Below are 25,593 nucleotides of genomic sequence, written 5' to 3' on the forward strand. Positions count from 1 at the left end.
TCTCCGGCGACGGATCCGGCGCATTCGGTCGCCACTAGACTGGTCGGAGCCAAGCGGCAGCGCGCCAGGTGCGCCGCGCGACGAGATCGGTCAGAGGGAGCACTTCGTGAAGAGCATTCTGTGGTTCGCAGCTGGAATCGCCGCCGGATTCGTGGTGGCGCACCAGGTCAACCAGACCGCACAGGGTCGCGAGTTCTTCTCGAACGTCGACGCGAAGGCGAAGGCCTTCGGCCGGGCCGTCGCCGACGGCTACCACGAGCGCGAGGCCGAGCTGCGCTCGGTCGCCGACGAGCTGCTCGACTGAACCGGACCGGGCCGAACGCCCGGCCGGGTCCACCGAGTCGACCGACCAAAGAATCCCAACCGGAGCCCGCTCCGGCAGCAGAACCCAGAACGGAATCATGCAGACCGCAGACATCCGCCAGCGCTGGCTGGACTTCTTCGCACGCCGTGGCCACACCGTCGTGCCGTCCGCCTCGCTCGTCTCCGACGACCCGACGCTGCTCTTCACGGTGGCCGGAATGGTGCCGTTCGTGCCGTACCTCACCGGCATCGTCCCCGCGCCGTATCCGCGCGCGACGAGCGTGCAGAAGTGCATTCGCACGAACGACATCGAAGAGGTCGGAAAGACCCCTCGGCACGGCACGTTCTTCCAGATGAACGGCAACTTCTCGTTCGGCGACTACTTCAAGGAAGGCGCCATCTCGATGGCGTGGGAGCTGCTGACGACGCCTGAAGACGATGGCGGCTACGGGTTCCGCCCCGAAGACCTCTGGGTCACCGTCTACGAAGAGGACGACGAGGCGATCGAGCTCTGGAAGAAGGTCGCGGGCCTGCCTGAAGAGCGCATCCAGCGCCTCGGCAAGGACACGAACTACTGGCACACCGGTCAGCCCGGCCCCGCAGGTCCTTGCTCCGAGATCTTCTTCGACCGAGGCCCCGAGTACGGCATCGACGGCGGCCCCGCCACCGACGACGACCGCTACGTCGAGATCTGGAACCTCGTCTTCATGCAGTACCTCATCGACGACGTGACCTCGAAGACCGACTTCCGCATCGTCAAGGAACTGCCGAAGAAGAACATCGACACCGGCATGGGACTCGAGCGCGTCGCGTTCCTCAAGCAGGGCGTCGAGAACATGTACGAGATCGACCAGGTGCGCCCGGTACTCGACCGCGCCGCCGAGATCTCGGGCCGTGCCTACGGCGCGAACCACGATGACGACGTGCGCATGCGCGTCATCGCCGATCACGTGCGCTCCGCGCTCATGCTCATGAGCGACGGGGTCAGCCCGTCCAATGAGGGGCGCGGCTACATCCTGCGTCGCCTGCTCCGCCGCAGCATCCGCGCGATGCGACTGCTCGGGGTCGAGGGGCCGACGTTCCGCGAGCTCTTCGCCGCCTCCCGCGACGCCATGAAGGCCGCGTATCCCGAGGTCGAGCGCGACTACGCGCACATCGAGCAGCTCGCCCTCGGTGAAGAGGAGACCTTCCTCCGAACGCTCGAGGCCGGCACGTCGATCCTCGACGTCGCCGTCGCCGAGACGAAGACCGCGGGCAAGAAGGAACTGGCCGGCAACACGGCGTTCCTCCTGCACGACACCTACGGGTTCCCGATCGAGCTCACGCTCGAGATGGCCGACGAGGCCGGCATCGCGGTCGACCGCGTGGCGTTCGACGAGCTCATGACCGCGCAGCGCACCCGGGCGAAGGCCGATGCCAAATCCAAGAAGAAGGTGCTCGCCGACCTCTCGGTCTACACCGATTTCCGGGCCAAGGGCGAGACCGTCTTCACGGGCTACACCGACCTGATGACCGAGTCGAGCGTGCTCGGCATCCTGGTCGACGGCCTCCCGGTCGCGGCCGCGGTCGCGGGGCAGACGGCCGAGGTCATCCTCGCCGAGACCTCGCTCTACGCGGAGTCCGGCGGTCAGGCGCCCGACCAGGGCCGCATCGTCGGCGACGGCTTCGAGCTCGAGGTGCTCGACGTGCAGAAGCCAGTCAAGGGGCTCATCAGCCACACCGTGAAGGTGCTCACCGGCGAGGTCGGCGTCGGCGTGCCCGCGACGAGCGTCGTCGACGAGGAGTACCGTCGCGGCGCGACGCAGGCGCACTCGGGCACGCACCTCGTGCACGCGGCGCTGCGCCAGGTGCTCGGCCCGAACGCGCACCAGTCCGGCTCGTTCAACAAGGCCGGCTACCTGCGCCTCGACTACGGCTGGAACCAGGCGCTCTCGCCCGAGACCCGCACCGAGATCGAGGAGATCTCGAACAATGCCGTACGCGACAACCTCGAGGTCGTCACCCGCGAGCTGCCGCTCGACGAGGCGAAGGCGCTCGGGGCCATGGCGCTGTTCGGCGAGAAGTACGGCGACGTCGTTCGCGTGGTCGACATCGGCGGTCCGTGGTCGCGCGAACTCTGTGCCGGAACGCATGTGCGCTCGAGCGCCGAGGTCGGCATGATCAACATCATCGGCGAGTCCTCGGTCGGTGCGTCGAACCGTCGTGTCGAGTCGCTCGTCGGCCTCGACGCGTTCCGCCGGTTCGCCGCCGAACGCGCGCTCGTCTCCGAGCTCACGTCGAACCTGAAGACCCGCCCCGATCAGCTCATCGAACGCGTCGGCGATCTCGTGTCCAGCCTCAAGGCGGCCGAGAAGCGCATCGCGCAGTTCGAGGCCAAGGCGCTGAACGACCGCGTGCCGGCCCTCGCGGCCAACGCGGTGCGCACCGGCGACGTGCTGCTCGTCGCCGAGACGGTCGGCTCACTGGGTTCGGGCGACGAGCTGCGCTCGCTCGCGACCGCCGTTCGCGGAAAGCTCGGCGACGCGGCATCCGTCGTGGCACTGACCGCCGAGGTCGGCGGCAGGCCCGTCGCCATCGTCGCCACCTCGCCGGCCGCACGTGACGCCGGCGCCAACGCCGGTGCGCTCGCGAAGACCATGGCCGGCGTGCTCGGCGGCGGCGGCGGCGGCAAGCCCGACCTCGCGCAGGGCGGCGGCAGCGACCTCTCGGCGATCCCGGCCGCGCTCGACGCCGTGCGGCGTCAGTTCGCGTAGGCGTTCGATGCGTTCCGGGGTGAGGCTCGGCATCGACGTCGGGCGCGCCCGTATCGGCGTCGCGCGCTGCGATTCGGGCGGCATGCTCGCCGTGCCGGTCGAGACGGTGGCGCGCGCCGCCGACGGCGACGCCGACGTGCGGCGCGTGCTCGAGCTGGCCGAGGAGTACGGCGCGTTCGAGCTCGTGGTGGGGCATCCGCTGTCGATGTCGGGCGCGTCCACGCCCTCGACCGACGACGCGGTGGGCTTCGCCGAGCGGCTCGCCGTGGCCGGGGCGGTCGTGCGCCTGGTCGACGAGCGCCTCTCTACGGTGAGCGCGCAACACGCCTTGCGGGCCTCGGGTCGCTCGACTCGCACGCAACGTCCGGTGGTCGATCAGGTCGCAGCCGTTATCATTTTGCAACACGCACTCGACAGCGAGCGCAGCTCCGGCAATCCTCCCGGGCGCGCGCTTCGAACCGACGAAGGGCCCTCCACCCTGTGACTCAGCTCCCCCCAGAGCGCCGAGACCCCACCCCTGACCGCCTTGCCACCGACTGGCATGCGCTGCTCAACGGCGAGGCCCAGGCGGATGCCGCACGCAAGGCCGCCGCCGCGGCCCAGCCATCTCGCCCGACCGGCTCCGCGGCGGCGACGCCGCCCGGGGTCGCGCCCGACGGCGCGACCGGTGGAGCCGACGAGCACCAGCCCCTGACCCGCCGGGAGTTGCGAGAACGCGAGCAGCGAGAGCAAGCGCAACTCGAACAGGCGCAGCAGCGCGAGGCCATCGCGGTCTCCGCGCCCGCGCCCGAGCCGCAGGCGGAACCGGAGCCACCCGTCGACCCGTTCGTCTCGACCAGGGTCGACCGTCGCGCCAACGCCTTCGACGAGTACCACGAGCCGAAGAAGAAGCGCCGCGGCGCATGGGGATGCCTCATCGGGCTGCTCATCGTCGGCGGCCTCGTCGCGGGCGCGGCGTTCTTCCTGCAGGGTCCGATCAGCGCCATCGTCGAGCGGTTCACACCGGCGGCCGACTACGAGGGCGCCGGCACCGGCGAGGTCGTCTTCATGATCCACGACGGCGACACCGGGTCCGACATCGCCGAGAACCTCGTCGCCGACGACGTCGTCGCCTCCTACGACGCCTTCTACGACCTGCTGCTCGCGCAGAGCCCCGAGCCCGAGTTCCAGCCCGGCGCGTATCGACTGGCGAGCCAGATGAGCTCGCAGGCGGCGCTGGCTGCCCTCCAGGACCCGGCGAACAAGCTCGAGAACACGTTCGTGATCCCCGAAGGCACGGCGACGGTCGACGCCCTTCCGCTCATCGCCGAAGGAAGCGGTATTCCGCTCGAAGAACTGCAGGCAGCAGCCGCCGAGCCGCCGGCGAACTACGGACTCCCCAAGGAGGCGACGAACCTCGAGGGCTTCCTCTTCCCGGCGACGTACACGCTCGACCCCGGACTGAGCGCGCACGACGTGCTGCAGACCCTCGTCGATCGGCAGTTCCAAGCCCTCGACGAGGCGGGCGTCGCTCCTGAGGACCGCTGGAGGACGATCGTGCTGGCCGCGCTCGTGCAGCGGGAGGCCGGACTCCGGGACGACTTCTACAAGGTGTCGCGCGTCTTCCAGAACCGCCTCGATCCGAATCTCTGGGAGAGCGGGCTGCTGCAGTCCGATGCCACGGTCGCCTACGGCACGGGCAATACCCACCTCGTCACCACCACCGACGACGAACGTGCCGACGCATCCAACGCATACAACACGTACGTGCATCCGGGGCTGCCGGTCGGACCGATCTCGAACCCGGGCGACCTGGCGATCGATGCCGCGCTGCATCCGGCCGACGGCCCGTGGCTCTTCTTCGTGACGTGGAACCTCGACACCGGCGAGACGATCTTCTCGGCGACGGTCGAAGAGCACGACGCCGCGGTCGCGAAGTGGCTGGCCTGGATGGACGAGCACCCCGAGTATGGCTGAGTCGAACGGCACGCTCGACGGCGTACGTCTGGCCGTGCTCGGCAAGCCGATCGCCCATTCGAAGAGTCCCGGCCTCCACCTGGCGGCGTATCGCCGGCTCGGCCTCGACTGGTCGTACGAGCGCGTCGAGATGGACGGCTCGGGCCTCAGCGAGTTCGTGCAGACCCGTGACGCGACGTGGCGCGGTCTCTCGCTCACGATGCCGTTGAAGTACGACGTCATCCCCGTGCTCGACGAGCTCGACGTGGTCGCGCGCCTCACGGGCGCGGCGAACACCGTGCTCTTCGACGGTGGTCGGCGTCTCGGCTTCAACACGGACGTCGGCGGCATCGTGCGTTCCCTCGCCGAGGCCGGGCTCGAGTCCGTGCGCACGGCGATCATCATCGGGGGCGGCGCCACCGCGGCATCCGCCCTGGTCGCCGTCGCCGAGCTCGGCGTCGCGCGGGTGCGCCTGCTGCTGCGGCGGCCGGAGGCGGCGGAGCCGCTCGTCGAGCTCGGCCGTTCGGTCGGGGTGGTCGTCGAACCCGCGCACCTCGGCGTGCTCGCCCATGCCGAGGCGGTCGATCTCGTCGTCAGCACGCTGCCCGGCGGAACGGACGCCGGGGTCGGGGCATCCGCGGCGCTCGTGTCGAACGCGCTGCTGCTCGACGTCGCGTACGCGCCCTGGCCGACCCCGCTCGCGACGCAGTGGATCGCCGGGGGCGCACGGGTCGTCGACGGCAGCGGGATGCTGCTGCACCAGGCGCTGCTGCAGGTGCGCATCTTCGTCGGCGGCGATCCGTCCGCGGTGCTGCCCGACGAGCGTGACGTGCTCGACGTCATGCGCGAATCGCTGCGCTGACCCTGTGGAAGGATAGACGGCATGCTCCGTTGGCTCACTGCCGGAGAGTCGCACGGCCCTGAGCTCGTCGCGATCCTCGAGGGTCTTCCCGCCGGTATCCCCGTTTCACTCGATGACATCCGTGCCGACCTGGCGCGCCGCAAACTCGGCTACGGCCGTGGCGCGCGCATGAAGTTCGAGCAGGACGAGCTCGCGATCTCGGGCGGCGTGCGCCACGGGTCGAGCCTCGGCGGGCCGATCGCGCTGCGCATCGGCAACACCGAATGGCCGAAGTGGCAAGAGGTCATGAGCCCCGAGCCCATCGACCCCGCACGACTCGGTCGTGGCCGCGGCGCCGCGCTCACGCGCCCCCGCCCGGGTCACGCCGACCTCGTCGGCATGCAGAAGTACGGCTTCGACGAGGCCCGCCCCGTGCTCGAGCGCGCGAGCGCCCGCGAGACCGCCGCCCGGGTCGCCCTCGGCGCCGTCGCACGCAGCTTCCTCTCCGAGCTCGGCATCGAGCTCGTCGCCCACACCATCGCGATCGGGCCCGTGCGCGTGCCGGAGGGGCGGCCGCTGCCGCGACCGGCCGACGTCGACGCGCTCGACGCCGACCCGCTGCGCTGCTTCGACGCCGAGACCTCGGCGCTCATGGTCGCCGAGGTCGATTCGGCCCACAAGGACGGCGACACGCTCGGCGGCGTCGTCGAGGTGCTCGCCTACGGCGTGCCGCCGGGGCTCGGCTCGCATGTGCACTGGGATCGCCGGCTCGACTCGCAGCTCGCCGCGGCCCTCATGGGCATCCAGGCCATCAAGGGCGTCGAGGTCGGCGACGGCTTCGAGACCACGCGCCGTCGGGGCTCGGCCGCCCACGACGAACTGCACCTCGCCGACGGTCGCATCATCCGCGCGAGCGATCGCGCGGGCGGCACCGAGGGCGGCATGTCCACGGGCACCGTGCTGCGCGTGCGCGCAGGCATGAAGCCCATCGCGACGATTCCGCACGCGCTCCCGACGGTCGACGTCGCCACCGGCGAGGCGGCCGCAGCCCACCACCAGCGATCGGATGTCTGCGCGGTTCCCGCGGCCGGCGTCGTGGCCGAGGCCATGGTCGCGCTCACGCTCGCGAATGCCGTGCTCGAGAAGTTCGGCGGCGACTCGATCGGCGAGACCCGCCGCAACCTCGAGGGCTACCTCGCGTCGATCCCCGATGCGCTCCGCTCAGAGGTCTCCGCGGCGGAGGCGCCCGACGTCCGTGGCTGACGCCCGTGCCTGAGACGGCTGACACAGATTCCGCCCGTGCGGCCGCGGTGATCGGGCTCCCGATCGTCCTGATCGGTCCGATGGGCGCCGGCAAGTCACGCGTCGGAGCCCGGCTCGCGGCATCCGTCGGTGCGCCCTTCGTCGACACCGATGCGCTCGTCGAGGCGCGCTACGGCCCCATCGACCAGATCTTCGCGCGCGAGGGCGAGGAGTACTTCCGCATCGTCGAGCGCGAGCTCGTCGCCGAGGCGCTCCGCGAGGAGGCGGTCGTGTCGCTCGGCGGCGGATCCGTGCTGCACGCCGAGACCCGTGCCGACCTCGCCGAGCTCGCGGTCGTCTGGTTGAAGGTCTCCGCCGATGCGGTGGCGTCACGGCTCGCGGGCGGCAACCGGCCGCTGCTCGCCGACGGCGGCCTCGACCGCTGGATCGCGATCCAGGCCGAGCGGGCGCCGATCTACGCCTCGCTCGCCGACCTCGAGATCGACACGTCGCGCCGCTCGGTCGCACGTATCGTCGACACGATCACCGAGCACTTCGGAGGAACACGATGACCGCACCAGAGTCGAGCACGAGCATCCGCGTCGGCGGCGACGACGGATACGACGTCGTCATCGGCAACGGCGTGCTCGCGGGCCTTCCCGATGCGCTCGGCCCGGCGGTGAAGAAGGTGCTCGTCGTGCACCCCGCGACCCTCGGCGCACGCGCCGCGGCGTTGCGCGAGTCGCTGCAGGATCGCTTCGAGGTGCTGCTCGCCGAGATCCCCGACGCCGAGGCGGGCAAGCGCATCGAGGTCGCGGCGTTCTGCTGGCAGGTGCTCGGCCAGGCCGACTTCACCCGAACCGACGCCGTGGTCGGCATCGGCGGCGGGGCGGTCACCGACCTCGCGGGCTTCGTCGCGGCGACCTGGCTGCGCGGCGTACGGGTCGTGCAGGTGCCGACGACGGTGCTCGGCATGGTCGATGCCGCGGTCGGCGGCAAGACGGGCATCAACACCAACGAGGGCAAGAACCTCGTCGGGGCGTTCCATCCGCCGGCCGCCGTGCTCTGCGACCTCGACCTGCTGGGCACGCTGCCGCGCAACGAGACGCTCGCCGGGTTCGCCGAGATCGTGAAGGCCGGCTTCATCCGCTATCCCGAGATCCTCGACATCATCGAGGCCGATCCCGATGCGGCGACCGATCCCACGAGCCCGCAGTTCCGCCGCGTCGTCGAGCTCGCGATCCAGATGAAGGCCGACGTCGTCTCAGAGGACCTGACCGAACAGGGCCTGCGCGAGATCCTGAATTACGGGCACACGCTCGGCCATGCGGTCGAGCACGCCGAGCGCTACCAGTGGCGTCACGGCGCGGCCATCTCGGTCGGCATGGCGTTCGCAGCCGAGCTCGGCCGTCTCTCGGGGCGGCTCTCCGACGAGGTCGCCGACCGGCACCGCAGCATCCTCGAACTGCTGGGCCTGCCCACGAGCTACCCGGCCGGACGGTGGCCGACCCTGCTCGCGACCATGCAGCGCGACAAGAAGTCGCGCGGCGGGCAGCTGCGATTCATCGTGCTCGACGACCTCGCCAAGCCCACGGTCATGCAGGCGCCCGACCAGTCCCTCCTGTTCGCGGCGTACCAGGAGATCGGATCCTGAGCGCGGTGCCGCGTTCCATGGTCGCGCTTCGCCGCGCGACCTCGCGAAGGGCCGACGGATGCCGCGCCGCTAGGCTGGGGCGATGACGACGATCCTCGTGCTGAACGGCCCGAACCTCGGGCGACTGGGCACCCGCGAACCCGAGGTCTACGGCAGCGAGACGCTGGCCGACGTCGAGGCGCAGCTCGCGGCATCCGTGCCAGAGGGGGTCGAGATCGACCTGCGGCAGACCGACGACGAGGCCGAGCTCATCGGGTGGATCCACGAAGCGGTCGACCGTCGACTGCCCGTCGTGCTGAATCCCGCCGCGTTCACGCATTACAGCTACGCGCTGCGCGACGCCGCTGCGCAGCTGAAGCAGGCGGGCGTGCCGCTCGTCGAGGTGCACCTCTCGAACCCCCACGCCCGTGAGACGTTCCGGCACACGAGCGTGATCTCGGGCATCGCGACCGGCGTCATCGCGGGCTTCGGATCCGGCTCGTATCGACTCGCGGTCGACGCCGTCCTGCGTTCGCTCGGGTGAGTCGACTACACTCGATCAGTCGCATGCCTTCGCCGTGCGCCCGCAACTTTCCTCGAATCGAACGGAATCACCTCCATGGCAAGCACCGCTGACATCAAGAACGGCGTCGTCCTCTCCATCGACGGCCAGCTCTGGAGCGTCATCGAGTTCCAGCACGTCAAGCCGGGCAAGGGCGGTGCGTTCGTGCGCACCAAGCTCAAGAACGTCGTGTCGGGCAAGGTCGTCGACCGCACGTACAACGCGGGCGCCAAGATCGAGATCGAGAACGTCGACCGCCGCGACTTCACCTACCTCTACGCCGATGGCGACGGGTTCGTGTTCATGGACACCTCCGATTACGACCAGATCACCGTGCCCGGCACGGTCGTGGGCGACGCCGCCAACTTCATGCTCGAGAACCAGGCGGTCACGGTCGCGCTGAACAACGGCAACCCGCTCTACGTCGAGCTGCCGGCATCCGTCGTGCTCGAGATCACGTACACCGAGCCCGGCCTGCAGGGCGACCGCTCGACCGGCGGCACGAAGCCCGCAACGGTCCAGACCGGCTACGAGATCCAGGTGCCGCTGTTCCTCGAGACCGGCACCAAGGTCAAGGTCGACACTCGCGACGGCTCCTACCTCGGGCGCGTGAACGACTAGTGAGCGCACGTACGAAGGCGCGCAAGCGCGCCCTCGATCTGCTGTACTCGGCCGACATGCGGCAGGTGCCCGTCGAGCAGTTGCTCGTCGTCGAGGCCGAGCGGGCCGCCGGGGAGCCCGAGCGTCAGACGTCCTGGCTCTACGCGCGCGAGATCGTCGACGGCGTCGTCGACCACCGCGAAGAGATCGACGAACTGATCACCACCCATTCGCGTGGCTGGACCCTCGAGCGCATGCCCGCGGTCGACCGGGCGCTGCTGCGCATCGGTGCGTGGGAGATCCTCTACAACGACCAGGTGCCCGACCCCGTCGCGATCTCCGAGGCCGTCGAGGCGGCCACGGTGCTCTCCACCGACGACTCCGCCGGCTTCGTCAACGGCCTCCTCGCAGCCATCTCGCACTCGAAGGCCTGACGTGCCCGCCCTGCGTCGTTCCGTCGGCCTCGTGGGCGCGCTGCTCGCCCTCGTGCTGCTCGCCGGCTGCTCGCCGGCAGGCGACGACGGCGCGGGCGACCCCGACTCGTCGCCCGGCGCGTCGGTCACGTTGCCGACCGGGGTCGAGGGTGCGGCGCATTTCGACGACTTCGCCCTCATCTCCGGCGACGGGGCGATCGACGTGCAGGTCTGGATCGATCCGCTCTGCCCGATCTGCAAGGGATTCGAGGCTGCAGCGGGCGACGGCATCGCCGCGCTCGTCGACGACGGCAGCATCACCTACTCGATCCATCCGATGAACTTCCTCGACCGCAGTTCGAACGGCACGCGGTACTCCTCGCGGGCCGGTTCGGCGCTGACCTGCGTCGCCGTCGGCCGACCCGACGCCCTGCTCGACGCGGTCGCGGCGATCTACGACGCGCAGCCGGCCGAGGGCTCCGACGGACTGACGAACGACGAGATCACGACCGTGCTCGAGGCGTCCGGGGCGACCGGCGTCGGCGACTGCGTCTCGGCCGAGACGTACACCGCGTGGGTCCAGGCGTCGAACGACGCCGCGCTCGCGGGCATCGAGGGCGCCGACATCCCCGCGGTGCAGGGCACGCCGACGCTCGTCGTGAACGGCACCGCCTACACGGGCAGCGTGTCCGACGGCGATGCGATCCTCTCGTTCATCGCCTCCGGCGGGCAGGCCTGATCGAGACGGGAGCGAGCCCGAGCGCCGCAGCGAGCGGCACGTCGTGCGCCGCCCATGCGGGGGCGCCCTGCTAGGCTCGAAGGACTGGCAACCTTGAAGACCGTCCCGTGAGGCGGAGAAGGGAGTCGCTTCCGTGGCGCGCATCGTGCTCACCCAAGCTGACGTACAACGGGCTCTGACCCGCATCGCACACGAGATCCTCGAGTCCAATCGCGGCGCCGAGCATCTCCTCCTCCTCGGCATCCCGACGCGAGGCACCGTGCTCGCGAAACGCATCGCCGCCGTCATCCAGCGCATCGAGCCGTCGGCACCTGCGCAACTCGCCGGTTCCCTCGACGTGACGATGTACCGAGACGACCTCGCACGCACCGGCATCCGCATGCCGTCCCCGACCGAGATCCCCGGTTCGATCGACGGCAGGACCGTGGTGCTCGTCGACGACGTGCTCTACTCGGGCCGCACGATCCGTTCGGCCTTCGACGCCCTGAGCGATCTCGGCCGCGCCCGCGCCGTGCGACTCGCGGTGCTCGTCGACCGCGGCCACCGCGAGTTCCCGATCCGCGCGGACTTCGTCGGCAAGAACCTGCCGAGCGCCGCGAGCGAGCGCATCAACGTGCGGCTCGCCGAGATCGACGGCGTCGAAGACCACGTCTCGATCGAGGGGAGCACCGCATGAGGCACCTGCTGAGCACCCGCGAGCTGAGCCGCGACGAGGCCGTCGCCCTGCTCGACATCGCTGAAGACATGGCGGCCGTGCAGCACCGCGAGGTGAAGAAGCTCCCGACCCTTCGCGGCAAGACGGTCGTGAACCTCTTCTTCGAGGACTCGACCCGCACGCGCATCTCGTTCGAGGCCGCCGCCAAGCGACTCTCGGCCGACGTCATCAACTTCAGCGCGAAGGGCTCCAGCGTCTCGAAGGGCGAGAGCCTCAAGGACACCGCGCAGACGCTGCAGGCCATGGGCGCCGACGGGGTCGTCATCCGTCACCATGCCTCCGGGGCGCCGTACACGCTCGCGACGAGCGGGTGGATCGATGCCGGCGTCGTGAACGCCGGCGACGGCACGCACGAGCACCCGACGCAGGCCCTGCTCGACGCCTTCACCATGCGCAGCAGGCTGCACGGCGCGGCGAGCCGCGGCAAGGGCCTCGACGGCGTGCGCGTCGTGATCGTCGGCGACATCCTGCACTCGCGCGTCGCCCGTTCCAACGTGTGGCTCCTCACGACGCTCGGGGCCGAGGTCACGCTGGTGGCCCCGCCGACGCTCGTGCCGGTCGACATGGCCGGGTGGCCGGCGACCGTGCTCTTCGACCTCGACGAGGCACTGGCGACGAAGCCCGATGTCGTCATGATGCTCCGCATCCAGGCGGAGCGCATGCACGGGGCGTTCTTCCCGAACAGCCGCGAATACGCACGAACCTGGGGGCTGGACGATGCCAGGTTCTCCCAGTTGCCCACGACTACGATGGTCATGCATCCCGGGCCGATGAACCGAGGGCTGGAGATCTCCGCCCTCGCGGCGGACTCAGCGCAGTCCACGGTCAGGGAGCAGGTCGCGAACGGAGTATCAGTGAGAATGGCCGCCCTGTACCTTCTGCTCTCGGGCGAACGAGGTGAGGCCTGATGCGCGAGTCGTTCCTCATCACCGGTGCGACCCTGCCCACGGGTGAGCGCGCCGACATCCTCCTCGAGGGCGGCATCATCGCCGAGGTCGGCCGAATCGCGGATGCCGCGGGCGCGACGGTCGTCGACGCCGACGGCCTCATCGCCCTTCCCGGTCTCGTCGACCTGCACACGCACCTGCGCGAGCCCGGGTACGAGCAGAGCGAGACCGTGCTCACCGGAACGCAGGCCGCGGCCGCCGGAGGCTTCACGGCGGTGTTCGCCATGGCCAACACGTCACCTGTGGCCGACACGGCCGGCGTCGTCGAGCAGGAGGCGAGCCTCGGACTCGCGGCCGGCTACGCGACCGTGCAGCCGATCGGCGCCGTCACCGTCGGGCTCAAGGGCGAGCAGCTCGCGGAGCTCGGAGCCATGGCCCGCTCCCGTGCGAACGTTCGCGTCTTCAGCGACGACGGGTTCTGCGTCTTCGACCCGATGCTCATGCGCCGCGCGCTCGAGTACGTCAAGGCGTTCGACGGCGTCATCGCCCAGCACGCGCAGGAGCCCCGCCTCACGCAGGGCGCCCAGATGAACGAGGGCGCACTGTCTGGCGAGCTCGGGCTCGCCGGCTGGCCCGCGGTCGCCGAGGAATCGATCATCGCGCGCGACGTGCTGCTGGCCGAGCACGTCGGCAGCCGCCTGCATGTGTGCCACGTGTCCACCGCGGGTTCGGTCGAGGTGATCCGCTGGGCCAAGGCCCGCGGCATCGACGTGACCGCCGAGGTCACGCCGCATCACCTGCTGCTCACCGAAGACCTCGTCTCGAGCTACGACCCGCGCTACAAGGTCAACCCGCCGCTGCGCCGCGCCGAAGACGTCGAGGCGCTTCGTGCCGCCCTCGCCGACGGCACGATCGACATCGTCGCGACCGACCACGCGCCGCACCCGGTCGAGGCCAAGCAGAGCGAGTGGGATGCCGCGGCGAACGGCATGGTCGGACTCGAGTCCGCCCTCTCGGTGGTGCACGCCTCGGTCGTCGAGAACGGACTGCTCGACTGGGCCGACGTCGCCCGCGTGCTCTCGTCGACGCCGGCCCGCATCGGCCGGCTCCGGGGCCATGGCGAGGCGATCGCCGTCGGCGCAGCCCCCGAGCTGACGCTCTACGACCCCGCTGCGGCATCCGAGTTCGGTCTCGACCGGCTGGCGGGGCGCAGCGTCAACTCGCCCTACCTCGGGCGCACGCTGCCCGGGCGGGTCGTCGCGACCTTCCACGCCGGCTACGCGACGCTGCTCGACGGCGTCGTGCAGCCCGCCGACGAGGTCGCACGACTGGCGATCCTCGCCACCGGAGGTGCCCGTGGATAAGTGGATCGGCGCCGTCGTCGCCGTCATCGTCATCGTCGCCCTCGGTTGGCTCGCCTGGCGTTCCTGGCGGCGTCGGGTCGCGCGCGACGAGAAGCTCACGGCGTACGCGGTGCCGGCCCTGGCCGGTGCGGCCCTGCTCGAGACCGAGGTGCTCTACGTGGCGACCACGCCCATCGGCACCCCGCTCGAACGACTCGCCGTCGAGGGCCTCGCGTTCCGGGGGTCCGGACGTGTCGAGGTCTTCCGCGAAGGGCTCGTGCTCCGCATCGCGGGGGAGCAGCCCTCGTTCGTCCCGGCCGACCGGCTCGTGTCCGCTGGCGAGGCGACATACGCCATCGACCGCGGCGTCGAGCCCGGCGGACTCGTCGCCGTCAGCTGGATCGTGAACCTCCACGACGCCGAGCCCGATCGCGTGGCTCCCTACGTCGACAGCTACCTCAGAGCCCGCAATCCGGGCGACTCGGCGCGCATCATCGACGCCGTCAACGACATCGCCGCAGCGCGTCCAGTGCTGCAGCCACAGAAGGAGAGCGAGGCCTCGGATGACTGAGACCACCACCCGCCTGCACGAGCCGGCCGTGCTCGTGCTCGAAGACGGCACCCGGTTCGAGGGCCGCGCATACGGCGCCCGCGGACGCACGCTCGGCGAGGCCGTCTTCGCGACCGGCATGACCGGGTATCAGGAGACGCTGACCGACCCGTCGTACGCCGGGCAGATCGTCATGATGACGGCGCCGCACATCGGCAACACCGGCATGAACGACGAGGACATGGAGTCGGCGCGCATCTGGGTCGCCGGCTTCGTCGTGCGCGACCCATCGCGCGTCGTGTCGAACTTCCGCTCGCAGCGCAGCCTCGACGACGACCTCGAGTCCGCCGGCGTCGTCGGCATCAGCGGCATCGACACGAGGGCGCTCACGCGCCACCTGCGCTCCGCCGGCGCCATGCGCTCCGGCATCTTCTCGGGCGAGGCGGCGACGCTCACGCACGGCGAGCAGCTCGAGCTCGTGCAGGGGACGACCGAGATGACGGGTCGCAACCTCTCGGACTCGGTCTCGACGAGCGAGCCCTACGAACTCGCGGCGAAGGGCGACCGCGTCGGCTCGGTCGCCGTGCTCGACCTGGGCGTGAAGACCTCGACGCTGAACTTCCTCGCCGAACGCGGGTTCGACGTCAAGGTCCTGCCGCAGTCGATCACGGCCGAGGAGGTGCTCGCCGACCGGCCAGACGCCCTGTTCTTCTCGAACGGACCCGGCGACCCCGCGGCATCCGACCGCCATGTCGAGATCCTCCGCAGCGCGCTGCGTGCCGGCGTGCCCTACTTCGGCATCTGCTTCGGCAACCAGCTGCTCGGCCGGGCCCTCGGGTTCGGAACCTACAAGCTGCCGTTCGGCCATCGCGGCATCAACCAGCCCGTCGTCGACCGCGCGACGGGCCGGGTGGAGATCACCGCCCACAACCACGGCTTCGCCGTGGACGCCCCCATCGATCGCGTGAGCGAGTCGAGCGAGGGCTTCGGCCGCGTCGAGGTCAGCCATGTCGACCTCAACGACAACGTCGTCGAGGGCCTCAACTGCCTCGACATCCCCGCCTTCTCGGTGCAGTACCACCCGGAGTCGGCGGCCGGGCCGCGCGACGCCAACTACCTCTTCGACCGGTTCCGCGAGATGGTCATCGCGAGCAAGGAGAACCACGCCTGATGCCCAAGCGCGACGATATCAACAGCGTCCTCGTCATCGGATCCGGTCCGATCGTCATCGGCCAGGCGGCGGAGTTCGACTACTCCGGCACCCAGGCCTGCCGCGTCCTGCGCGCCGAGGGGGTGCGCGTCATCCTCGTGAACCCGAACCCGGCCACGATCATGACCGACCCCGACTTCGCCGACGCGACCTACATCGAGCCGATCACGCCCGAGATCATCGAGTCCATCATCATCAAGGAGCGGCCCGACGCGGTGCTGCCCACGCTCGGCGGCCAGACCGCGCTGAACGCCGCGATCTCGCTCCACGACGCCGGCATCCTGCAGAAGCACGGCGTCGAGCTCATCGGCGCCAAGGTCGAGGCCATCCGCAAGGGTGAAGACCGTCAGCTCTTCAAGGACCTCGTGATCGAGGCCGGTGCCGGCGTGGCGCGCTCGCACGTCGCGAAGACGCTCGAGCAGGCGAAGGAGTTCGCCCTCGACCTCGGCTACCCGCTGGTGGTGCGCCCCTCGTTCACGATGGGCGGCCTCGGTTCGGGCTTCGCCTACACCGAGGAGGACCTCGTGCGCATCGTGACGCAGGGCCTGCAGAACTCGCCGACGACCGAGGTCCTCCTCGAGGAGTCGATCCTCGGCTGGAAGGAGTACGAGCTCGAGCTCATGCGCGACACGGCCGACAACACGGTCGTCGTCTGCTCGATCGAGAACGTCGACCCCGTCGGCGTCCACACCGGCGACTCGATCACGGTCGCCCCGGCGCTCACGCTGACCGACCGCGAGTACCAGAACCTCCGCGACATCGGCATCGACATCATCCGTCGCGTCGGCGTCGACACGGGTGGCTGCAACATCCAGTTCGCGATCGACCCGACCGACGGCCGCATCATCGTGATCGAGATGAACCCGCGCGTCTCGCGTTCGAGCGCGCTCGCCTCCAAGGCCACCGGCTTCCCGATCGCGAAGATCGCCGCGAAGCTGGCCATCGGCTACCGGCTCGACGAGATCCCGAACGACATCACGCGCGTCACCCCCGCGAGCTTCGAGCCCACGCTCGACTACGTCGTCGTCAAGGTGCCGCGGTTCGCGTTCGAGAAGTTCCCGGCCGCCGACCCGACGCTCACGACCACCATGAAGTCGGTCGGCGAGGCGATGGCCATCGGCCGCAACTACGCGACGGCGCTGCAGAAGGCCCTCCGCTCGCTCGAGAAGCGCGGATCCTCGTTCCACTGGGGCGAGGAGGCGCGCACGGTCGACGAGCTGCTCGAAGCCTCGCGCACCCCCACCGACGGCCGTATCGTGCTCGTGCAGCAGGCGCTGCGCAAGGGCGCGTCGATCGAGCAGGCCTTCGAGGCGACGAAGATCGACCCGTGGTTCCTCGACCAGATCGTGCTCATCAACGAGGTGGCCGAGCAGGTCGCCGCCGCCGAGAACCTCGACACCGACCTGCTCCTGCTCGCGAAGGACCACGGCTTCTCCGATGCGCAGATCGGTCAGCTCCGCGGCTTCGGCGAAGCCGACGCCCGCGAGGTGCGCCACATCCTCGGCATCCGCCCGGTCTTCAAGACCGTCGACACCTGCGCGGGGGAGTTCCCGGCACTCACGCCGTACCACTACTCCAGCTACGACTTCGAGACCGAGGTCGTGCCGTCGGATCGCCGCAAGGTCGTCATCCTCGGCTCCGGCCCGAACCGCATCGGCCAGGGCGTCGAGTTCGACTACTCCTGCGTGCACGCGTCGTTCGCGCTGTCGGCGGCGGGGTTCGAGACGATCATGATCAACTGCAACCCCGAGACGGTGTCCACCGACTACGACACGAGCGACCGACTCTACTTCGAGCCGCTCACCCTCGAAGACGTCCTCGAGGTCATCCACGCCGAGTCGCAGTCGGGCGAGCTCGTCGGCGTCGTCGTGCAGCTGGGCGGGCAGACCGCGCTCGGCCTGGCCAAGGGCCTCGAGGCCGCAGGCGTTCCGATCCTCGGCACGACCCCCGACGCCATCGACCTCGCCGAGGAGCGCGGCCTGTTCTCGGGCATCCTCGACGCCGCTGGGCTGCTCGCACCCCGCAACGGCACCGCGATCGACCTCGCGGGCGCCGTGCAGGTCGCCGAGGGCATCGGCTATCCGGTGCTCGTGCGGCCGAGCTACGTGCTCGGCGGCCGAGGCATGGAGATCGTCTACGACACGCCGTCGCTCGCCGACTACTTCTCGCGCATCGAGGGCCAGGGCATCGTCGGCCCGACGCATCCGCTGCTCGTGGATCGCTTCCTCGACGACGCGATCGAGATCGACGTCGACGCGCTCTACGACGGCACCGACCTCTACATCGGCGGCGTCATGGAGCACATCGAGGAGGCCGGCATCCACTCCGGCGACTCGAGCTGCACGCTGCCGCCCGTCACGCTCGGCCGTGCCGAGATCGACCGGGTGCGCGAGGCGACGCGGGCCATCGCCGAGGGCATCGGCGTCAAGGGCCTGCTGAACGTGCAGTTCGCGATCGGCGCAGGGGTGCTCTACGTGCTCGAGGCGAACCCGCGCGCGAGCCGCACCGTGCCCTTCGTCTCGAAGGCGCTCGGCATTCCGCTCGCCAAGGCCGCCTCGCGCATCATGGTCGGCGCGAGTGTCGCCGAGCTCATCGCCGAGGGGCTGCTCCCGGCATCCGACGGCTCCCGCGTGCCGCTCGACGCCCCCGTCGCGGTCAAGGAGGCCGTGCTGCCCTTCCACCGGTTCCGCACCAAGGAGGGGCTCGTCGTGGACTCGGTGCTCGGCCCCGAGATGCGCTCCACCGGCGAGGTCATGGGCATCGACCGCGACTTCCCGCGCGCGTTCGCGAAGAGCCAGCTCGCCGCCTACGGAGGCATGCCCACGAGCGGCACGGTCTTCGTATCGGTCTCCGACGGCGACAAGCGCGCGATCATCCTGCCGATCCTGCGCCTGCACCAGCTCGGGTTCGAGATCGCCGCGACCGAGGGCACCGCCGAGGTGCTCCGCCGCAACGGCATCGCGGCGCGCGAGGTGACGAAGTACAGCGAGAAGGCCAGTGACGACGCGACCTCGGTCGTCGAACTCATCCACCGCGGCGAGGTCGCCCTCGTCGTGAACACGCCGAGCGGCCGCTCGGCTCGGGCCGACGGCTACGAGATCCGTGCTGCGGCTGTCTCCGCCGACATCCCGCTGTTCACGACGATCGCCGAGCTGGCCGCGGCCGTCGCCTCGATCGACGCGAGCGGCGAACCGTTCGAGGTGACGAGCCTCCAGGAGTACGCGATCCGCCGCGGGGCCACGGCATGAGCGCGGCGAGCACCGTGATCCCGTTCGGTGAGCGGCTCGACGCGGCACTCGCCTCCTATGGGCGACTCTGCGTCGGGCTCGACCCGCATGCCGCACTCCTCGAGGTCTGGGGTCAGCCCGATTCCGCCGAGGGCCTCCGCGAGTTCGGACTGCGCGTCGTCGAGGCCGCGGCCGGCAGGGTGGGCATCCTGAAGCCGCAGATCGCGTTCTTCGAGCGTCACGGCGCGGCCGGCTACGCCGCGCTCGAGCGCCTCCTCCGCGAGGCGCGCGACGCGGGACTTCTCGTGATCGCCGACGTCAAGCGCGGTGACATCGGGTCGACGGTCGACGCCTACGGCGAGGCTTGGCTCCGGCCCGGTTCGAGCCTCGAGGCCGACGCGATGACGATCAGCGCGTACCAGGGACTCGGCTCGATCGAGCAGGTCATGCTCGCCGCCGAGGCGGCGGGCAAGGGACTGTTCGTGCTCGCCGCCACGTCCAACCCCGAGGCATCCGCCATCCAGCGCGCCGTGCTGCAGCAGTCGAGCCGCGCCGGTCACACGGTCGCGGGTGCGATCACGCAGGGCGTCATCGGTTGGAACCAGGGCCGAGCGGATGCCGCGGGGCGGGCGTTGGGGTCGATCGGCGTCGTCTTCGGCGCCACGACCGATCTGCGCGCCGCCGGCATTCCCACCGACGTCGAGCCCCCGCGTCCCGGCCTGCCCGTGCTCGCACCGGGCTTCGGGCACCAGGGCGCCGAGCCCGGCGACCTGCGCGTGCGATTCGGCGCGTACTCGGCGGGCGTGATCGCCAACGAGTCCCGTTCGCTGCTCTCCGCCGGCCCCGACGGCATCGCCGACGCCATCGCGCGCCGTGCCGACGAGTACGGAGCGGTCGGTGCCTGAGGTGGTCAGCAGATCGACACCGCCAGAGGTCGACCGCGTCGCGGCATCCCGAGCGGCCGTCGCCGCACGCCGTGCTCGCGCGGCCGTCAAGGCCTCCATCGCCGCGGGGGAGCGCAGCCCGCTCGACGTGCTGCGCGTCGCGTTCGAGGACGCCGAATCGGCCGAGGGCCGCCTGCGCGTGACCGAGTACCTGACGTCGATCCCGGCCATCGGCGTGACGAAGACGGCCCGCATCCTCGAGGACCTCGAGATCTCCACCGCGAAGCGGCTCGGCGGGCTCGGCCGGCTCCAACGGCGACGGCTCCGCGAGTTCGTCGCCGCGTGGATCGCGTCGCACGGCGGCACCGGCGACCGGCTCGTCGTGCTGGCCGGTCCGACCGCGGTCGGCAAGGGCACGGTCGCGTCCTACATCCGCCGCCATCATCCCGAGGTGCGGCTCTCGGTCTCGGCGACGACGCGAGCACCGCGCCCGGGCGAGGTCGAGGGGGAGAGCTACTTCTTCGTCGACGACGCCGAGTTCGATCGCCTCATCGAGGCCGACGAGTTGCTCGAGTGGGCCACCGTGCACAACGCGAGCCGCTACGGCACGCCGCGCGGCCCCGTCGAGGAGGCGATCGCCGCGGGCGACAGCGTGCTCCTCGAGATCGACATCCAGGGCGCACGCGCCGTTCGACGGGCCATGCCCGAGGCGACGCTCGTCTTCCTGCTGCCGCCGTCGTGGGACGAACTGGTGCGCCGACTCGTGGGCCGAGGCACCGAGAGCCCTGCCGAGCAGCAGCGCCGCCTCGAGACCGCGAAGGTCGAGCTGGCGGCCGTCGACGAGTTCGATCACCAGGTCGTGAACCACGACGTGCCCGAGGCCGCCCAAAAGGTCGTAGACTTAATGAGGCCCCGTTCAGGGCGGCGTTGAGCTGCCCGGGCCACGGTTTTCCGGCGCACGCGAGGTGCGCATGTTCGTATCGAAGGAGTATCTCCATGGCTGAGAAGCTGTCCGGCATCATCGACCCGCCCATCGACGACCTGCTTTCCAAGGTCGACTCGAAGTACCAGCTCGTGATCTTCGCCTCCAAGCGCGCGCGTCAGATCAACGACTACTACGCCGACCTGCACGAGGGCAGCCTCTTCGACAACGTCGGACCGCTGGTCGACTCCTCGATCGACGACAAGCCGCTTTCGGTGGCGATGCACGAGATCAACGAAGACAAGCTGGTGCTCCGCCCGATCGGCGAGTAAGCACGAAGCGGATGTCGCGGCTCAACATCGTCGTCGGCATCACGGGCGGCATCGCGGCGTACAAGGCCGTCGGCGTCGTACGTGCGCTGGTGCTCGCGGGGCATGACGTCCACGTCGTGCCGACCGAGGGCGCGCTGCGCTTCGTCGGTCGACCGACATGGGAGGCGATCTCCCGCAATCCCGTGCACGTCGACCTCTACGAGGGCGTGTCCGAGGTGCGCCATGTCGCGATCGGGCAGGCCGCCGACCTCATCGTGATCGCACCGGCGACCGCCAACTCGATCGCGAAGCTGGCGGCCGGGCTCGCCGACGACCTGCTCGGCAACACGATCCTCGCGAGCGAGGCTCCGGTGGTCATCGCCCCGGCGATGCACACCGAGATGTGGTCGAACGCCGCGACGCGGCAGAACATCCAGACGCTGCGCGACCGCGGCGTAACGGTCGTCGGTCCCGCGGTGGGCCAGCTCACGGGGGCCGACAGCGGCCCCGGTCGCATGGAGGAGCCCGACGTCATCGTCGAGGCCGCACTCCGCCGGGTCGAGGCATCCGCCCGACGCGATCTCGCCGGTCGCCGGGTCGTGGTGACCGCGGGCGGCACGCGCGAGCCGCTCGATCCGGTGCGCTTCCTCGGCAACCGGTCCAGCGGAAAGCAGGGCGCCGCCATCGCCGAGGCCGCCAGGGCTCGCGGAGCCGAGGTCACGCTCATCGCCGCGAACCTCGAGGTCGCGAACCCCGCAGGCTGCGACATCCGCTCGGTCTCCACGGCCGCAGAACTGCAGGCCGCCGTCGTCGAGGCCGCGCGCGGCGCCGATGTCGTCGTGATGGCCGCGGCCGTGGCCGACTACCGCCCGGCCTCGGTGAGCGAGTCCAAGATCAAGAAGCAACCGGGCGACGACGGACTCACGCTGGAGCTCGTCCGCAATCCCGACATCCTCGCCGGGTTGGGGCACGCCCCGCACGACGGCACCCTCCTCGTCGGATTCGCGGCCGAGACCGAGCCGGAGGACGACCGGTTGCTCGAGCTCGGCACCGCGAAGCTCGAGGCCAAGGGCGCCGACCTGCTGGTCGTCAATCGCGTCGGCTGGACCGAGGGCTTCGCCCGCGAGGAGAACAGCGTCGTGATCCTCGAACGAGGCGGCGTCATCGCCGATCGCCGATCCGGCAGCAAGATGTCGGTGGCAGAGGGCATCCTCGATGTCGTGACACGTCATCTGGGCGGCGAACCGGGTGGCACGGCCGATACGCTGAGCGCGTCGGGTCCGGTCACCACCGCCTAGGCGGTTCGTGCCCGCATCCGTTCACGCTCCCGACGAAAGAAGACCGCGCCCATGAGCCAGCTCCGACTCTTCACCTCCGAGTCCGTGACCGAGGGCCACCCCGACAAGATCTGCGACCAGGTCTCCGACTCGATCCTCGACGCCCTGCTCCGCGAAGATCCGAAGAGTCGCGTCGCGGTCGAGACGCTCGTGACGACGGGTCTCGTGCACGTCGCCGGCGAGGTCAGCACGTCGGGGTACGTCGAGATCCCGGCGATCGTGCGCGAACGCATCACCTCCATCGGCTACGACTCCTCCGACGTGTGGTTCGACGGGCGCTCCTGCGGAGTCTCGGTCTCGATCGGCGGGCAGTCGCCCGACATCGCGCAGGGCGTCGACGACGCGTTCGAGTCGCGCGAGAGCTTCAGCGAAGACGCACTCGACAAGCAGGGTGCCGGCGACCAGGGCATCATGTTCGGCTACGCCACGCGCGAAACTCCGCAGCTGATGCCCGTTCCCATCTGGATCGCGCATCGGCTCGCAGAACGCCTCACCGAGGTGCGCAAGGCCGGCGAACTCGACTACCTGCGCCCCGACGGCAAGACGCAGGTCACGATCGGCTACGACGGCCAGGTTCCGCGCACGATCGAGACCGTCGTGCTCTCGACCCAGCACTCGCCGAAGGTCTCGACCGACCAGCTGCGCGCCGAGGTCGAAGAGCTCGTGATCACCCCCGTGCTCGATCTGGTCGAGCTCTCGCGGCCCGAGCTCTCGGTGCTCATCAACCCGACCGGGCGCTTCGAGATCGGCGGCCCTCAGGGCGACGCCGGCCTCACCGGCCGCAAGATCATCATCGACACCTACGGCGGCGCGAGCCGTCACGGCGGCGGCGCCTTCAGCGGAAAGGACCCGTCGAAGGTCGACCGTTCGGCGGCCTACGCCATGCGCTGGGTCGCGAAGAACGCGGTCGCGGCGGGCCTCGCCGACCGGCTCGAGGTGCAGGTCGCCTACGCCATCGGCAAGGCCGCTCCCGTCGGGCTCTACGTCGAGACGTTCGGCACCGCGCATGTGGCTGAAGACCGCATCATCGGGGCCATCCGCGAGGTGTTCGACCTGCGCCCCGCGGCGATCATCCGCGACCTCGACCTGCTTCGGCCCATCTACGCGCAGACGGCGGCGTACGGGCACTTCGGCCGAGAACTTCCCGACTTCACGTGGGAGCGGCTCGACCGGGTCGACGACCTGCGCGCCACCGCCGGACTCTGACGTGACGGGCGGCTCCGTCGCCAGGGTGCTCGTCGACTCGCCCCTCCCGCAGCTCGATCAGCTCTTCGACTATCGCGTCCCCGAGCGCCTGCGCGAGCAGGCGAAGCCGGGCGTTCGGGTCCGGGTGCCGTTGCGCTCCGGAGGGCGCATCGCGAACGGATGGCTCGTCGAGCTCGTCGAGTCCAGCGAGTTCGAGGGCCGACTGAGCGACCTCGAAGACGTCGTGTCCGAGGTTCCGCTGCTCACGCCAGAGGTGTGGGCGCTGGCTCGCGCCGTGGCCGACCGCGCCGCGGGCAACGCGAGCGACGTGCTCCGGCTCGCCGTGCCGTCACGGTACGTGCGCGTCGAACGATCCTGGTCGGCGGCGGAGCCAGACCCCGGCCCGTTGCCCGAGTCGCCTCCGCCGATCCACGGCGCGGCCGACGCCAGACTCGAGCAGGGGATTCGGGCGGGCGAGCGCATGTGGTTCGCCGCCGACCCGAGGCCCGTGCAGCTCGCATCCGGCGTCTGGGTCGGCGCATGGGCGTTGACGCTCGCACAGGCGGCGGCGCACACGCTCACCGACGATCGGTCGAGCCTGCTGGTCGTGCCCGACTACCGCGATCAGGAGCAGTTGCAGGCCGCGCTCGAGTCCGCCGTCGACGCCCGGCGCATCGTCCGCACCGACGCGCGTCAGAGCGGGGGAGCCCGGTTCCGTTCGTTCCTCGACGCCACCGGCGACGCCGCCCGCGTCGTCATCGGCAACCGGTCGACGGTTTACGCGCCGGCCGCGCGCCTCGGGCTGATCGCCATGTGGGACGACGGCGACTCGCTCATGAACGAGCAGCTTTCGCCCGGCGTGCATCCGCGCGACGCCGCGCTCATTCGCAAAGAGCAGTCGGGTGCAGCCCTCCTGTTCGTCGGCCATGCCCCGAGCGTCGAGCTCGTCAGGCTCGTCGAGATCGGCTGGGTCGCCGAGGTGCCGGGTGCCAGGCAGGCGCGACCCCGGGTCATCCCGACCGAGAACCAGGCCTCGCAGGAGCCAGGCTCCGCCCGCATCCCGTCCGCTGCCTGGCGTCAGGCGCAGGAGGCCGCTCGCGAGGGCCCGTTGCTCGTGCAGGTGGCGAGGCCCGGCAACGCGCCGCTGCTCGCCTGCGACCGCTGCCGTGAGCCGGCGCGGTGCGCGGCGTGCGGGGGCGGGCTGGCGATTCCCCGCGAGGGCGGGGTCGCGCGCTGCGTGCTCTGCGGCACGACCGCGACCGGCTGGGCGTGCCCGACCTGCGAGGGCACCCGGCTCAGGGCGGTCACCATCGGGGCCAGCCGCACGGCCGATGAACTCGGCCGCGCGTTCCCGAACACGCGGGTCGTGCTCTCCGACGGCGAGAAGCCGGTGCTGCGCGTCGGCGCTGAGCCCGCGCTCGTCGTCGCCACGCGTGGTGCGGAGCCCATCGCCGACGGCGGCTACCGCGCCGTGCTGTTGCTCGACGGCGAGCGGATGCTGCTGCGCGAGTCCCTACGCGTCGCTGAAGACTGCTTGCGCTGGTGGTCGAACGCCGCAGCGCTCGTGGCTCCCGGATCGCCGGTGTTCCTCGTCGGCGTCGGGGGAGCCCTCGCCACGGCGCTCACGACGTGGCGCCAGGCAGACTGGGCGGCGACCGAGCTGGCGTCGCGTCGGGCGCTGCGGTTCCCGCCCGCGGTGCGCGTCGCGAGCGTCACCGCTTCGGCTGCGAACGTGGCGAAAGCCGTCGCCGCCGCGAAGACGGTTCCGGGGGTCGACGTACTCGGACCCACGCCGGTCGACGACGACCTCTCGCGGGCGCTCGTGCGCTTCGACTACGCGGCCGGCGCCCGCGTCGCGCGCGAGCTGCGTTCCGAGATGATCCGCGTGGCGACCGAACGCCGGCGTCCGGTGAGCGGCCGCCCGGTGCGCCGCCCGGCCGTGCTCCGCGTGCGCTTCGACGACCCCGAGGTGCCCTGAGCCGTCGGTGCTCGCCGTCGCGT

Annotated in this window: 24 protein-coding genes; all 24 read left to right on the plus strand. The window is 70.6% G+C overall.

The genetic code is table 11. The features are described 5' to 3' along the window. The first annotated feature begins 106 nt into the window (after window positions 1-106). Window positions 107-304, plus strand: a complete 198-nt coding sequence (locus tag AC3IPY_RS09200) for a hypothetical protein (RefSeq protein WP_489188147.1) — start codon at window positions 107-109, stop codon at window positions 302-304. A 97-nt stretch (window positions 305-401) separates the two neighbouring features. Then, window positions 402-3,056 carry an alanine--tRNA ligase gene (gene alaS / locus AC3IPY_RS09205; protein ID WP_489188148.1) on the plus strand — a complete coding sequence of 885 codons (2,655 nt, stop codon included), beginning with the start codon at window positions 402-404 and terminating at the stop codon, window positions 3,054-3,056. Between the two features lie 7 nt (window positions 3,057-3,063). After that, entirely contained in the window at window positions 3,064-3,540 is a 477-nt protein-coding gene (gene ruvX / locus AC3IPY_RS09210; protein ID WP_489188149.1) for a Holliday junction resolvase RuvX, read from the plus strand. Beyond that, window positions 3,537-5,012 (plus strand): endolytic transglycosylase MltG, encoded by a 1,476-nt coding sequence (mltG, locus tag AC3IPY_RS09215; RefSeq protein ID WP_489188151.1) that lies wholly within the window; start codon window positions 3,537-3,539, stop codon window positions 5,010-5,012. The genes ruvX and mltG overlap by 4 nt, the downstream gene beginning before the upstream one ends. Next, on the plus strand, window positions 5,005-5,853 hold the full coding sequence (locus AC3IPY_RS09220; protein ID WP_489188152.1) for a shikimate dehydrogenase: 849 nt from the start codon (window positions 5,005-5,007) through the stop codon (window positions 5,851-5,853). The genes mltG and AC3IPY_RS09220 overlap by 8 nt, the downstream gene beginning before the upstream one ends. A 21-nt stretch (window positions 5,854-5,874) precedes the next feature. Further along, a complete protein-coding gene (gene aroC, locus AC3IPY_RS09225; RefSeq protein ID WP_489188153.1) occupies window positions 5,875-7,095 on the plus strand; it encodes a chorismate synthase in 1,221 nt (406 codons plus the stop codon). Window positions 7,096-7,100: 5 nt separating this feature from the next. Next, window positions 7,101-7,646 carry a shikimate kinase gene (locus AC3IPY_RS09230; RefSeq protein ID WP_489188154.1) on the plus strand — a complete coding sequence of 182 codons (546 nt, stop codon included), beginning with the start codon at window positions 7,101-7,103 and terminating at the stop codon, window positions 7,644-7,646. Further along, window positions 7,643-8,728 (plus strand): 3-dehydroquinate synthase, encoded by a 1,086-nt coding sequence (aroB, locus tag AC3IPY_RS09235; protein ID WP_489188155.1) that lies wholly within the window; start codon window positions 7,643-7,645, stop codon window positions 8,726-8,728. The genes AC3IPY_RS09230 and aroB overlap by 4 nt, the downstream gene beginning before the upstream one ends. Before the next feature lie 82 nt (window positions 8,729-8,810). Further along, a complete protein-coding gene (locus tag AC3IPY_RS09240) occupies window positions 8,811-9,251 on the plus strand; it encodes a type II 3-dehydroquinate dehydratase (RefSeq protein ID WP_489188156.1) in 441 nt (146 codons plus the stop codon). A gap of 75 nt (window positions 9,252-9,326) precedes the next feature. Next, window positions 9,327-9,890 carry an elongation factor P gene (efp, locus tag AC3IPY_RS09245; RefSeq protein ID WP_489188157.1) on the plus strand — a complete coding sequence of 188 codons (564 nt, stop codon included), beginning with the start codon at window positions 9,327-9,329 and terminating at the stop codon, window positions 9,888-9,890. Further along, window positions 9,890-10,303 carry a transcription antitermination factor NusB gene (nusB, locus tag AC3IPY_RS09250; protein WP_157427655.1) on the plus strand — a complete coding sequence of 138 codons (414 nt, stop codon included), beginning with the start codon at window positions 9,890-9,892 and terminating at the stop codon, window positions 10,301-10,303. The genes efp and nusB overlap by 1 nt, the downstream gene beginning before the upstream one ends. Before the next feature lies 1 nt (window position 10,304). Beyond that, window positions 10,305-11,021 carry a DsbA family protein gene (locus AC3IPY_RS09255; protein ID WP_489188158.1) on the plus strand — a complete coding sequence of 239 codons (717 nt, stop codon included), beginning with the start codon at window positions 10,305-10,307 and terminating at the stop codon, window positions 11,019-11,021. A gap of 133 nt (window positions 11,022-11,154) precedes the next feature. Next, window positions 11,155-11,697: a bifunctional pyr operon transcriptional regulator/uracil phosphoribosyltransferase PyrR gene (pyrR, locus tag AC3IPY_RS09260; RefSeq protein WP_489188159.1), complete on the plus strand. Its 543-nt coding sequence runs from the start codon at window positions 11,155-11,157 to the stop codon at window positions 11,695-11,697. Continuing rightward, a complete protein-coding gene (locus AC3IPY_RS09265) occupies window positions 11,694-12,644 on the plus strand; it encodes an aspartate carbamoyltransferase catalytic subunit (RefSeq protein WP_489188160.1) in 951 nt (316 codons plus the stop codon). The genes pyrR and AC3IPY_RS09265 overlap by 4 nt, the downstream gene beginning before the upstream one ends. Next, the gene (locus AC3IPY_RS09270; protein ID WP_489188161.1) at window positions 12,644-13,987 is read left to right on the plus strand and encodes a dihydroorotase; all 1,344 of its coding nucleotides are present in this window, start codon (window positions 12,644-12,646) and stop codon (window positions 13,985-13,987) included. The genes AC3IPY_RS09265 and AC3IPY_RS09270 overlap by 1 nt, the downstream gene beginning before the upstream one ends. Then, complete coding sequence (locus AC3IPY_RS09275) at window positions 13,980-14,537, plus strand: PH-like domain-containing protein (RefSeq protein ID WP_489188162.1); 558 nt, start codon at window positions 13,980-13,982, stop codon at window positions 14,535-14,537. The genes AC3IPY_RS09270 and AC3IPY_RS09275 overlap by 8 nt, the downstream gene beginning before the upstream one ends. Continuing rightward, window positions 14,530-15,687, plus strand: coding sequence for a glutamine-hydrolyzing carbamoyl-phosphate synthase small subunit (gene carA / locus AC3IPY_RS09280; protein WP_489188163.1), 1,158 nt, complete (start codon window positions 14,530-14,532; stop codon window positions 15,685-15,687). The genes AC3IPY_RS09275 and carA overlap by 8 nt, the downstream gene beginning before the upstream one ends. Next, on the plus strand, window positions 15,687-18,974 hold the full coding sequence (gene carB / locus AC3IPY_RS09285; protein WP_489188164.1) for a carbamoyl-phosphate synthase large subunit: 3,288 nt from the start codon (window positions 15,687-15,689) through the stop codon (window positions 18,972-18,974). Before carA ends, carB begins: the two co-directional genes overlap by 1 nt. Further along, complete coding sequence (pyrF, locus tag AC3IPY_RS09290; protein WP_489188165.1) at window positions 18,971-19,858, plus strand: orotidine-5'-phosphate decarboxylase; 888 nt, start codon at window positions 18,971-18,973, stop codon at window positions 19,856-19,858. Before carB ends, pyrF begins: the two co-directional genes overlap by 4 nt. Before the next feature lies 1 nt (window position 19,859). Next, window positions 19,860-20,768, plus strand: a complete 909-nt coding sequence (gene gmk, locus AC3IPY_RS09295; RefSeq protein WP_489188293.1) for a guanylate kinase — start codon at window positions 19,860-19,862, stop codon at window positions 20,766-20,768. 65 nt (window positions 20,769-20,833) lie between these two features. Continuing rightward, the gene (gene rpoZ, locus AC3IPY_RS09300; RefSeq protein ID WP_092965504.1) at window positions 20,834-21,091 is read left to right on the plus strand and encodes a DNA-directed RNA polymerase subunit omega; all 258 of its coding nucleotides are present in this window, start codon (window positions 20,834-20,836) and stop codon (window positions 21,089-21,091) included. 11 nt (window positions 21,092-21,102) lie between these two features. Further along, window positions 21,103-22,368: a bifunctional phosphopantothenoylcysteine decarboxylase/phosphopantothenate--cysteine ligase CoaBC gene (gene coaBC, locus AC3IPY_RS09305; RefSeq protein ID WP_489188166.1), complete on the plus strand. Its 1,266-nt coding sequence runs from the start codon at window positions 21,103-21,105 to the stop codon at window positions 22,366-22,368. Window positions 22,369-22,419: 51 nt separating this feature from the next. After that, on the plus strand, window positions 22,420-23,613 hold the full coding sequence (metK, locus tag AC3IPY_RS09310; RefSeq protein ID WP_489188167.1) for a methionine adenosyltransferase: 1,194 nt from the start codon (window positions 22,420-22,422) through the stop codon (window positions 23,611-23,613). Between the two features lies 1 nt (window position 23,614). Then, window positions 23,615-25,570, plus strand: a complete 1,956-nt coding sequence (locus tag AC3IPY_RS09315) for a primosomal protein N' family DNA-binding protein (RefSeq protein ID WP_489188169.1) — start codon at window positions 23,615-23,617, stop codon at window positions 25,568-25,570. Window positions 25,571-25,593: the final 23 nt, after the last annotated feature.

This window comes from Agromyces sp. GL_144 (genome assembly GCF_057834305.1).

Coding starts and splice junctions, on each gene's coding strand:
- pyrF (WP_489188165.1), top strand. CDS start 18,971: ATGAGCGCGGCGAGCACCGTGATCCCGTTCGGTGAGCGGCTCGACGCG.
- AC3IPY_RS09270 (WP_489188161.1), top strand. CDS start 12,644: ATGCGCGAGTCGTTCCTCATCACCGGTGCGACCCTGCCCACGGGTGAG.
- aroB (WP_489188155.1), top strand. CDS start 7,643: ATGACCGCACCAGAGTCGAGCACGAGCATCCGCGTCGGCGGCGACGAC.
- carB (WP_489188164.1), top strand. CDS start 15,687: ATGCCCAAGCGCGACGATATCAACAGCGTCCTCGTCATCGGATCCGGT.
- AC3IPY_RS09220 (WP_489188152.1), top strand. CDS start 5,005: ATGGCTGAGTCGAACGGCACGCTCGACGGCGTACGTCTGGCCGTGCTC.
- ruvX (WP_489188149.1), top strand. CDS start 3,064: ATGCGTTCCGGGGTGAGGCTCGGCATCGACGTCGGGCGCGCCCGTATC.
- alaS (WP_489188148.1), top strand. CDS start 402: ATGCAGACCGCAGACATCCGCCAGCGCTGGCTGGACTTCTTCGCACGC.
- aroC (WP_489188153.1), top strand. CDS start 5,875: ATGCTCCGTTGGCTCACTGCCGGAGAGTCGCACGGCCCTGAGCTCGTC.
- AC3IPY_RS09265 (WP_489188160.1), top strand. CDS start 11,694: ATGAGGCACCTGCTGAGCACCCGCGAGCTGAGCCGCGACGAGGCCGTC.
- AC3IPY_RS09240 (WP_489188156.1), top strand. CDS start 8,811: ATGACGACGATCCTCGTGCTGAACGGCCCGAACCTCGGGCGACTGGGC.
- carA (WP_489188163.1), top strand. CDS start 14,530: ATGACTGAGACCACCACCCGCCTGCACGAGCCGGCCGTGCTCGTGCTC.
- efp (WP_489188157.1), top strand. CDS start 9,327: ATGGCAAGCACCGCTGACATCAAGAACGGCGTCGTCCTCTCCATCGAC.
- rpoZ (WP_092965504.1), top strand. CDS start 20,834: ATGGCTGAGAAGCTGTCCGGCATCATCGACCCGCCCATCGACGACCTG.
- metK (WP_489188167.1), top strand. CDS start 22,420: ATGAGCCAGCTCCGACTCTTCACCTCCGAGTCCGTGACCGAGGGCCAC.
- coaBC (WP_489188166.1), top strand. CDS start 21,103: ATGTCGCGGCTCAACATCGTCGTCGGCATCACGGGCGGCATCGCGGCG.